10 protein-coding genes are annotated in these 9133 nt (G+C 61.3%); 1 reads left to right on the top strand and 9 read right to left on the bottom strand.

Annotation, left to right across the window (positions count from 1 at the left end; genetic code table 11):
• Positions 1 to 106 precede the first annotated feature (106 nt).
• The 3 genes from ACP7BY_RS19400 to ACP7BY_RS19390 form a co-directional block, all read right to left on the bottom strand.
• On the bottom strand, positions 107 to 283 hold the full coding sequence (locus ACP7BY_RS19400; protein WP_140356317.1) for a PAS domain-containing protein: 177 nt from the start codon (positions 281 to 283) through the stop codon (positions 107 to 109).
• Positions 284 to 586: 303 nt separating this feature from the next.
• Complete coding sequence (cueR, locus tag ACP7BY_RS19395) at positions 587 to 973, bottom strand: Cu(I)-responsive transcriptional regulator (protein WP_137903125.1); 387 nt, start codon at positions 971 to 973, stop codon at positions 587 to 589.
• Complete coding sequence (locus ACP7BY_RS19390; RefSeq protein ID WP_137903126.1) at positions 970 to 3351, bottom strand: heavy metal translocating P-type ATPase; 2382 nt, start codon at positions 3349 to 3351, stop codon at positions 970 to 972. The genes cueR and ACP7BY_RS19390 overlap by 4 nt, the downstream gene beginning before the upstream one ends.
• A gap of 77 nt (positions 3352 to 3428) precedes the next feature.
• On the opposite strand from ACP7BY_RS19390, the gene ACP7BY_RS19385 reads away from it, so the two are divergent.
• Positions 3429 to 3665 (top strand): SDR family oxidoreductase, encoded by a 237-nt coding sequence (locus tag ACP7BY_RS19385; RefSeq protein WP_249340886.1) that lies wholly within the window; start codon positions 3429 to 3431, stop codon positions 3663 to 3665.
• A 198-nt stretch (positions 3666 to 3863) separates the two neighbouring features.
• Here the strand turns inward: ACP7BY_RS19385 and ACP7BY_RS19380 are convergent, their stop codons facing one another.
• The 6 genes from ACP7BY_RS19380 to ACP7BY_RS19355 all read right to left on the bottom strand — a co-directional run bounded on the left by ACP7BY_RS19380 (position 3864) and on the right by ACP7BY_RS19355 (position 9133).
• The gene (locus tag ACP7BY_RS19380; protein ID WP_137903127.1) at positions 3864 to 6191 is read right to left on the bottom strand and encodes a nitric-oxide reductase large subunit; all 2328 of its coding nucleotides are present in this window, start codon (positions 6189 to 6191) and stop codon (positions 3864 to 3866) included.
• A 202-nt stretch (positions 6192 to 6393) separates the two neighbouring features.
• Complete coding sequence (locus ACP7BY_RS19375; RefSeq protein WP_133722783.1) at positions 6394 to 6744, bottom strand: cupin domain-containing protein; 351 nt, start codon at positions 6742 to 6744, stop codon at positions 6394 to 6396.
• Between the two features lie 33 nt (positions 6745 to 6777).
• Positions 6778 to 7092, bottom strand: a complete 315-nt coding sequence (locus ACP7BY_RS19370) for a hypothetical protein (protein ID WP_133722784.1) — start codon at positions 7090 to 7092, stop codon at positions 6778 to 6780.
• Between the two features lie 26 nt (positions 7093 to 7118).
• Complete coding sequence (locus ACP7BY_RS19365) at positions 7119 to 7592, bottom strand: hypothetical protein (RefSeq protein ID WP_133722785.1); 474 nt, start codon at positions 7590 to 7592, stop codon at positions 7119 to 7121.
• 14 nt (positions 7593 to 7606) lie between these two features.
• On the bottom strand, positions 7607 to 8818 hold the full coding sequence (gene hmpA / locus ACP7BY_RS19360; RefSeq protein ID WP_137903128.1) for an NO-inducible flavohemoprotein: 1212 nt from the start codon (positions 8816 to 8818) through the stop codon (positions 7607 to 7609).
• 45 nt (positions 8819 to 8863) lie between these two features.
• The gene (locus tag ACP7BY_RS19355; RefSeq protein ID WP_137903129.1) at positions 8864 to 9133 is read right to left on the bottom strand and encodes a DUF1971 domain-containing protein; all 270 of its coding nucleotides are present in this window, start codon (positions 9131 to 9133) and stop codon (positions 8864 to 8866) included.

The raw sequence follows: 9133 nt of genomic DNA, 5'->3' as shown, positions 1-9133 counted from the left end.
ATCCTGTCGGGTGTCGTCGCACTGGTGGCGGCCGGAGGGGGAAGCATTGGCCACCGCAGCCGCTGAGGCTGGACGTGATGCTTAGCGTACGTTTTTGGGCCTTTTCTCACCGGTCCCCATAGAGCAGGCAGCCCTGCGTCTGCCCAGGCGCAACCTTGAAAATCTCGTAGAAGGAGCGGCTTGCCTCAAGCACCCGTAGATCGGCGTCGAGGACGAGAAAGGGCTCGGGGATCGTGTTCACAATCGCATGAGCGAGCAGATTCGCCTCTTCGAGGTTCCGCACAGGAAGTGTTGTCGGCACTCCGGTCAGCCCGTTGCGATGTTGAGGGATTCGGCAAACGTCATTGTCCGGCCTTGCACTTGCAGGCGAAGGCACGATGATCCCTCTGTCACAGGACGCCTGCAGAGGAGGTCGGGTGATAAATCAACCTACCACGCTGCCGACGCCTTGCCTATGCTTACCCTATTTTAGGCGACGACATTGGATCTTCGAGCTTGCTATCGGTGGTCCCGCATCCGCGCTCGGTCATCCGATCGGAGCGACTGGCCCCATGCTGATTGGCACGCTTCTCGACGAGCTGGAGCGTCAGGAAGCCAAACGCGTGAGTATCGGACATTCTGGTCGATCATTGCCGTGGCAGTCTTTCGCCAAGTCTAGCAATGCTCCGCGCATGGCGTTGAGCGCATCCGCCTTCCGACCGAGGTCTGCGGCGCGCGATTCCGCCAGCGCCTTGACCTCGGCGCTGGCGCGATCGCGATCGGACCAGAGATCGAGCAACACGCGGATTTCCTCGATCGGAAATCCCAGATCCCGGGCATTCGCGATAAACTGCAGGCGATGTATGTCCGCTTCCGAATAGTCACGATATCCGCTGTCACGTCGCGGTGGCGACGGGATAAGCCCGATCTTCTCGTAGTGGCGGATCATCCGCTGCGAGACCCCGCTCGCCGCCGCCGCGCCGCCGATGTTCACAGCTTTACCCGATTGAGACGCAGCGCGTTGGTGACGACGCTGACCGATGACAGGGCCATCGCGGCAGCGGCGATCACTGGCGACAGAACGATGCCGAAGACTGGGTATAGAAGCCCGGCGGCAATGGGGACGCCAGCCGCATTGTAGATGAAGGCGAAGAACAGGTTCTGGCGGATGTTGGCCATCGTCGCCTCGCTCAGCCGTCGCGCCCGCACGATGCCATTGAGATCGCCCTTGAGTAGCGTTATTCCGGCGCTTTCAATGGCAACATCGGTGCCCGAGCCCATGGCAATGCCGACGTCCGCTGCCGCCAGCGCCGGCGCGTCGTTCACCCCATCGCCGGCCATGGCGACGACATGGCCTTCACGTTGCAGGCGCAGGACGACGGCGCTCTTTTGTTCGGGCAGCACCTCTGCTTCAACCGCGTCGATGCCGAGTTTCCGGGCCACCGCCTCGGCGGTCGTCCGGTTGTCGCCCGTCAGCATGACCACGCGCACGCCCTCCTTCCGCAAGGCGACCAGCGCCTTCGCCGTAGTCGTCTTGATCGGATCGGCAATGGCCAGGATCCCGGCGACCCGGCCGTCAATGGCGGCAAAAATCGCCGTCGCCCCGTCCGCCCGCAACTCATCGGCCCTTGCTGCCGCTGGCGACACGTCGATGCCACTCTCTTGGAGATAGGCCGCGCCGCCCAGAAAGATGCGCTTGCCGTCCACGGTGCCGACCGCGCCCTTGCCCGTGGGCGAGTCGAAGTCGGAGACCTCGGGAACTGGGATGCCACGATCCTTCGCGGCCGCAACGATCGCGAGCGCCAGGGGATGCTCCGACGCCCGCTCGACGCTCGCCGCAAGACGAAGAAGATCGTGCTCCGAAAAGCCATCCATCGCCACGATGCTTGTCACCGAAGGTCGCCCTTCGGTCAGCGTGCCGGTCTTGTCGACGACGATCGTATCGACCTTCTCCATACGCTCCAGCGCCTCGGCATTCTTGATCAGGACGCCAAGGCCCGCACCCCGGCCGATACCGACCATGATCGACATCGGCGTCGCGAGGCCCAGGGCGCAGGGGCAGGCGATGATCAGCACCGCGACAGCGGCTACAAGGCCATGCGCCAGTCGCGGCTCCGGACCCCATATCGCCCATATTGCGAACGAGAGCAGCGCGACGCCGAGCACCGCCGGGACAAACCAGCCCGCGACCTTGTCGGCCATGCGCTGGATCGGCGCGCGCGAACGCTGCGCGTCCGCCACCATCTGGACGATCCGCGCCAGCATCGTATCGCGGCCAACCTTGTCGGCCCGCACGATGAGCGATCCGGTCTGGTTCATCGTTCCCGCGACCACATGAGCATCGACAGTTTTCGTCACCGGCATGGATTCGCCTGTGACCATCGACTCGTCGATCGAAGAGCGGCCATCCTCAACCACGGCATCCACGGGCACCTTTTCGCCGGGGCGAATGCGCAGTCTGTCGCCCACGGCGATCAGGTCGACCGCGACTTCCTCGTCGCCACCGTCTGCCATGATCCGGCGGGCGGTCTTCGGCGCGAGATTGAGGAGCGCCTTGATCGCACCCGAGGTGCGCTCGCGGGCGCGCAATTCCAAAACCTGTCCGAGAAGCACAAGGACGGTGATGACCGCAGCGGCCTCGAAATAGATCGCGACCGTACCGTCCATCATGCGGAACGCCGCAGGGAATATACCGGGTGCGAGCGTTGCCACCACGCTATAAGCCCAGGCGACCCCTGTTCCCATCGCGATCAGCGTAAACATGTTGAGGTTTCGCGTCTGGAGCGATGCCCAGCCGCGCTCAAAAAACGGCCAGCCCGCCCAGATCACAACGGGGGTCGCCAGCGCGAACTGGATCCAGCCCGATATCCGCTCGGAGACGAGGTGGTGCAGTGCCGGGAACAGATGCCCGCCCATCTCGAGCAGGAACACGGGCGCAGTGAGCGCCAGAGCGATCCAGAAGCGCCGCGTCATATCGACGAGTTCGGGACTGAGTCCGGCCTCGGCCGTCGCGACCTCGGGTTCGAGCGCCATGCCGCAGATCGGACAGGCTCCTGGTCCCGGCCGACGGATTTCGGGATGCATCGGACAGGTCCAGATCGCGGTCGTAGACACTTCCGGCTGCGATTGCCCGCCCTTCGAAAGATAGCGTGCCGGGTCGGTAACGAACTTGGCGCGGCAGCCGGCACTGCAGAAATGATAGGCCGTGCTGTCATGTTCGGCGTGATGCTGAGTCGTCGCCGGATCGACGGTCATCCCGCAAACAGGATCGACGGCTTGCTGAGAACCCGCGGGATCGACCGCATTCTTCGCGTGACCCGCGCAGCAGACATGATTTTGGCTGTCATGTGCCGTGGATTTTGGCTCGGACATTCCCGTTCTCCTTATCGACGCCCCCTATCTAGGGTTTGACATCGTGTCAGGGTCAAGGGCCGCGAGTAATTATCTATTTGGCGGCGAGGGGCGTCATCGCGGCGAACTGGCCGAATACACGTACCGCTCATCTACGCCCCTGTCGCGATCAGCGCATCGCGCTGCAGATCAACGGACTGGCGATCGACCTCGCGGCGTTTGGCCGACTGGGCAAGCCGGAGGAGATCGCCGACGCCGTGCTCTGGATGAGCACCGACCTTGGTGCGTTCGTCACTGGTGCATCTATCTCGGTCGATGGCGGACGGTCGCTCTGACCGCGACAAGGCGACTCTGATAGCGTTCTCGAGAGCACATAGGCCATTCTCAAGGTCCTGGGCGGGCTTCCCCACAGAGCGGTCCGCATTATTTGCTCCGTAAGGTCTGATTGATGCCTGCGCGCTCAGCAGCTGGCTGGATAGCAGAATTGGCTGCTCCACGAGAACCAATCCGACACTCGGCAAATGGAGTGACTGTCAGTGTGGAGGGGGCAGCTTAATCTGAAGAGAATCGAGCGGCCTGATGTAGAGCCCCCAATAGGCCTTCAGCGCAGCGATCATCAGTGGAATGGCGCCAAAAATGATGAAGATCAGATCGGCGGGTAAGCGCATCCATTCGAGCTGCCGCGCGATATTGCTGCCAGTGTAAGCGATGCTTCGTGCGTGCCAATAGCCATGTTGCAGCACATCCCATACCTGCAAAACTCCGGCAGGGAACAAGCTCAGGATTACCATCAAGGCGAGCCCGATGTTGCTCCCCCAGAACCCGATGCGGACGTATCTCTCGATGCTCGGCCAGCGCGCGACGTCAGTCGTCTGGCGTAGCACAAACACCATCAGGGCAAGGGCTAGCATGCCGAAGACGCCCATCATAGCGGCATGGCCATGATTGGGCGTCAGGATGGTTCCAACCTCATAATAGCTCACGATCGGCAGATTAATCATGAATCCGAAGACTCCGGCGCCGAGGAAATTCCAGAATCCCACGGCCATGAGGAAATAAAACGTCCATTTATGGGGTAGCGCCGAGGCGACGCCACTTTTGTCGGTTTCGCTGCGCGTCGTGCGGACAAAATCCCATGCGTCGAGCGTCAGCAATGTCAGAGGCACGACCTCCAGCGCGGAGAAAAGCGCTGATGCCGCCATGTTGATCTGGGTCTGTCCTGAAAAATACCAGTGATGCCCCGTCCCCATCAGCCCGCCGAGGAAATAGAGGATCGCGTCGAGATAAATTACCCGCAGCGCTGTGTTCCGGCCCGTGAGGCCCAATTGGAACAACATCAGCGCGACTACGGTGGTTGCGAAGAATTCGAAGAATCCTTCAACCCACAGATGGATGATCCAGAAGCGCCAGGTATCGACCACGGTAAAGTTGGTCTTGGCGCCAAAAAAGAGGGCGGGAACGTAGAAGACGGGGATGGCCAGCGCGCCGAACAGAAACATCCGGGCGATCGGCCGTGCATGGACGTTGGAGACCTGGCTGGGCCGCGCAATCCGCCAGAGCAGCGCGAACCACGCCAATAGTCCCACAACGAGCAGATACTGCCAGAAGCGGCCGATCTCGAGATATTCCCAGCCCTGGTTTCCGAACAGGAACCACCAGTCGCCAAGCCACCCGGAGATGCCCGCCCATTCGCCAAGGAGACTGGCGCCGATGACGATGGCGAAAGCCGCGAACAGAAGATGGATGGCTGCGGGCAGCCAGCGGGGTTCGTCGGCGCGCAGCGAGCGGCCCAAAAACAGCGCGGCGGCTACATAGGCCGTTGCGATCCAGAAGATTGCGGTCTGCAAGTGCCAGATGCGCATCAGGTTGCTCGGAAAGATAGTCTCAAGCTGGAAGCCGTAGAAACTTCCTGGATCGGCGCGATAATGCGCAACCGCAGCACCTACGAGCGTCTGCATCAGAAACAGCAAGGAAACGACAACGAAGAATTTGACGAGGGCGCGCTGGCCGGGGCTTGCCTGTCCCGGGATCACCTGCGGCGTGGCGCTATGGCCCCGCGTAATCCAGCCCAGATAATCGAATTTGCCGAATGCAAGCAGTACTGCCGCGATGCCGCCGAGCAGGGCGATCAGACTAAGCGTGCTCCAGAGGAGCGCCCCGGCCGGAGCGACATTGCCAACGCCGGGATCATAGGGAAAATTGTTGGTATAGGAATAATCCGCCCCAGGCCGATCGGTGACCGACGCCCAGGCCGTCCAGCAGAAAAACGCAGTCAAGTCGCGCAATTCTGCCGGATCGGTGATGAGCTTGGGCGCGAGACCGCCGTTGCGCGCTGGGTTGATGAAATAGGATGTCCAGCGGGCTGTCTGCGCGCGGTAGGCAATAGCCTCCGGCGCAGTCAGGCGAAGAGTGTTGCTGGCAGGATCGAAACGATTGGTTTTCAGCGTGACGGCGACCTGACCGCGGATCGACCCTGTCTCGATAGGGGTAAGTGCGTTCAAAGCCTTGGCGAATTGTTGTTGTGCCAGGGAGGTGGCTAGGCTCTCACCAATCTGATGCAGCGTTTCGGCTGAAAAATCAGGGCCAAGATAGGCCCCATGTCCCCAGATCGTGCCATTGTCCATCAAGCCATAGCGCAGAAATATGGCCTGTCCCGAGCGGATCTGATCACCTGTGAACAGGGTCTCTCCGTGAGCATCAATCACGGTATCGGGGATGGGTGGCGCGTTCCGGTAGGAGAGCATGGTGATCGCCAGAAGCCCCGCAAAGCCAAGGATCATCACCATCAGGACCGATCGCAGCCACCATTTCGACAAGGGACTGACTTCAGGATCAAATTTGGGTTGGGCGGCTTCGTCCATTGCGCGTCTCCTGGCGAAACCGAAGGGTTAGAAAGAGTTGAACGGTCCGGCACACGTTCAACATCCGAAATGGGCCCAGCTGACCGTAGACTGATAGACGCCCCGCCATTGGCGGTTGAAGGCAGGGCAGCGCGGAGAGTGGAAGGTGCCTCTCATAAAGAACAGCCGAAAACGGCTGATGATGATCGCAGTTCGCATGCGCTCAGCTTACGGTTGAGACAGTTGGGTGCTCGAACAATATCGTGAGCAGCAAGGCTCCATCTTCAATGCCTTCGATGCCATGCTCCTCGCCGCGATCGAGATACATCCAGTCGCCGATCTCCAGGATGGCCTTCGCGTCTCCGAGCAATACATGCACTCTGCCACGCAGGCAGTGGAGCGTCGCTTGCCCGGCAACGTGGTGCGGCGGGATTACGGCGCCAGCGTGCACGAGGAGGTGGATCGCCTCGAAGGCCTCGGTTTTGACGAGGGCGGTCGTGTGGGCATCATCTCCGCCCACACCCAAGCCTGAGAGATGTACGATCTCGCCGTGCTGCGCGTGATGAAGTGCCATGATCAATTATCTTTCTACCGTTGTCTGAAGCGGTCAATGTCGGCCTGAAATCCATGCGGGCGGGTCGCTGGCAGGAAAGGATTCCCGCGATGCCTCGTCGATTGCGTCGGACTCGGCTTGGCTCTCTTGTAGCTGCTCCACCCTCTTTGTTACGGCCGTTTCCAGCGCAGCGCGTTGCGCGAGAATAGAATCCGTCATCGGTGCGGTGCCTGCAAAATGCTGGGCGACCGCCGCCGCCACATGCGCCGCTAGCGATACATCGGATCGTCCGTGGCAAAGCGCATGGACGGCGTGCGCGACCGCCTCGATGCGTTCGGGATCTATCGATCTGTTTTCGGTATCAGGCACAACGGTCGGACTCCTTCATCGGCTATCTAAAGTGGCGAAAACCCGCGGCTTCCGGCAACCGCACCGATTACGGTAACCAGGCTGAGACCAAGTAGAAGGACATGCGCGCGGTGGAGCAGCCTGAACGCTCCATCCGGAGATCTTGCCGCCCAAACCTCGAACCGGCGACGCAAGATCAGCGGTTCAACGATAAACAGCACCACAAAGAAGATCGACCACACGCATAGCATGGCGTGCATCCACCAGAAATGGAGATCACCGAAGCGATCCCACATTCCTCCGCGCTGGATCATCCACAGGCCGCTTGCGCCCGCGAAGAGAAGCCAGATGCGCGCTTGCGGCGCGAACCGGCTTTCAATGCGGTGAAAGGCAGTCAGCCGCTCCGATGACGGCAGGGCTTTGACCGACGGGATGACCACGGTGGTTGCAAACGCAACCCCGCCGATCCAGCAAATGACGGCCAGGATATGGATCATGCGCGCGATGGTGAGGTCATCCATGTCGGTCGGTCCCTTCAGGCGGCGAGTAGTTCGTCGGCGGGGCCGAAGAACTCATAATGAATTCTGTCCGATGCGACGCCAGCGAGCGACAAGGTGGCGACGAACGCGCGCAGGAACGGTCGCGGGCCGCATAGGTAATAGTCTGCTTCTTCGATCGGCGTATGGGCCGTGAGCCACGGCTCGTCGATCAAGCCATCATGGTCATAGTCCCGGCCCGCAACGTCTTCTGCCCGTGGTGTCTGGTAGAAATTCGTGACGCGGATGTTCGGGTGACCGGTTGCGAGCGCGTGGACGTCATTGGCCAGTGCGTGGGTCGAGCCATCCAGTGTTCCATGAAGATATTGGACGGGAAGGTCAGGATGCTGTTGCGCTATGGCTTCGAGCATTGCCACCATCGGGGTCAGGCCGACTCCGCCGGACATCAGCACGACCGGGCGTTCGGGATTGTCCGTCAGGAAGAACTCGCCTGCGGGCGCGGCCACCTTGAGCACGGTGCCGGGCTTCGCCTGGTCGTGCAGCCAGCCCGAGGCGAGACCCATCTGCTCGCGTTTGACCGAGATACGATAGGTCTCGCCATTGGCTGCTTGTGAAATGCTATAATTGCGTTTGACCGGAGGATGCCCGGGGATCTCGAGCCAGAAGGTCAGATATTGACCGGGCTTGTGGCGAATAACCGGACGCCCATCGGTGGGGCGCAGGATGAACGAGGTGATGACGCTGCTCTCGGGACGGACCTCGTCGACCGCGAACGTGCGCCAGCCCGCCCAACCGCCGTCGGCCGTGCTGTGCTCCTTGTAAAGCCGCTCTTCGCGTGCAATCAGGATATGGGCCAGGAACCAATAGGCTTCGCCCCAGGCAGCGAGAATCTCTTCGGTGGCGGCATCGCCGAGCACGGCCTTGATGGCACCGAGCAGCGCTTCACCGACATGGGGATAATGTTCGGGCAGGATCTGCAGACCGACATGCTTTTGCGCAATCCGCTCGACCGCTGGGGCAAGAGCGCCCAGATTCTCGATGTTCGCCGCATAAGCGAGGATCGCGGCGGTCAAGGCTCGCGGCTGTGACCCCGCGTCACCATGGTGCGACTGGTTGAACAGGTCGCGAATCTCGGGATTTTCGAACATCCGCGCGTACATCTCATGGACAATATCGAGACCATGGGCTTCGAGTGCGGGAACCGTGGCTTTGACGAGCGCGATCGTGCGCTCGCTGAGTGTCTGTGACATCAACGTCTCCTGTCGTGATAATGGGGTAGGCCGGGGCGGGCGGGGTTAGCCGCCCGGCGGTTCACTGTAGAAATCGACCCGCATCTTCATCGCGCCGATTGGTTCGACAAAATGGGGCTGTTCGGGAAGCAATGGTCCCGGGGTGTCGGGATCAAGCAGATGTTCGGAAGTCGGCTCGAGATAGGTCAGTTTCACTGTGCCTTCGAGCACGCGAACCATGCCCCAGACCCCGGCCTTGGTCGTGTGTCGCGCGCGCAGCGCCGCAGGGAGGCTGGTCTCGTCGAACACCGGGGTTGAGCGATAGGGTTCGGCCAT

It is taken from the genome of Sphingomonas sp. PSPC2-2 (assembly GCF_049897725.1).
Classification (GTDB): Bacteria; Pseudomonadota; Alphaproteobacteria; order Sphingomonadales; family Sphingomonadaceae; genus Sphingomonas.
Note: the sequence above shows the minus strand (reverse complement) of the source record. Positions and strands in the feature narration are given on the sequence as shown.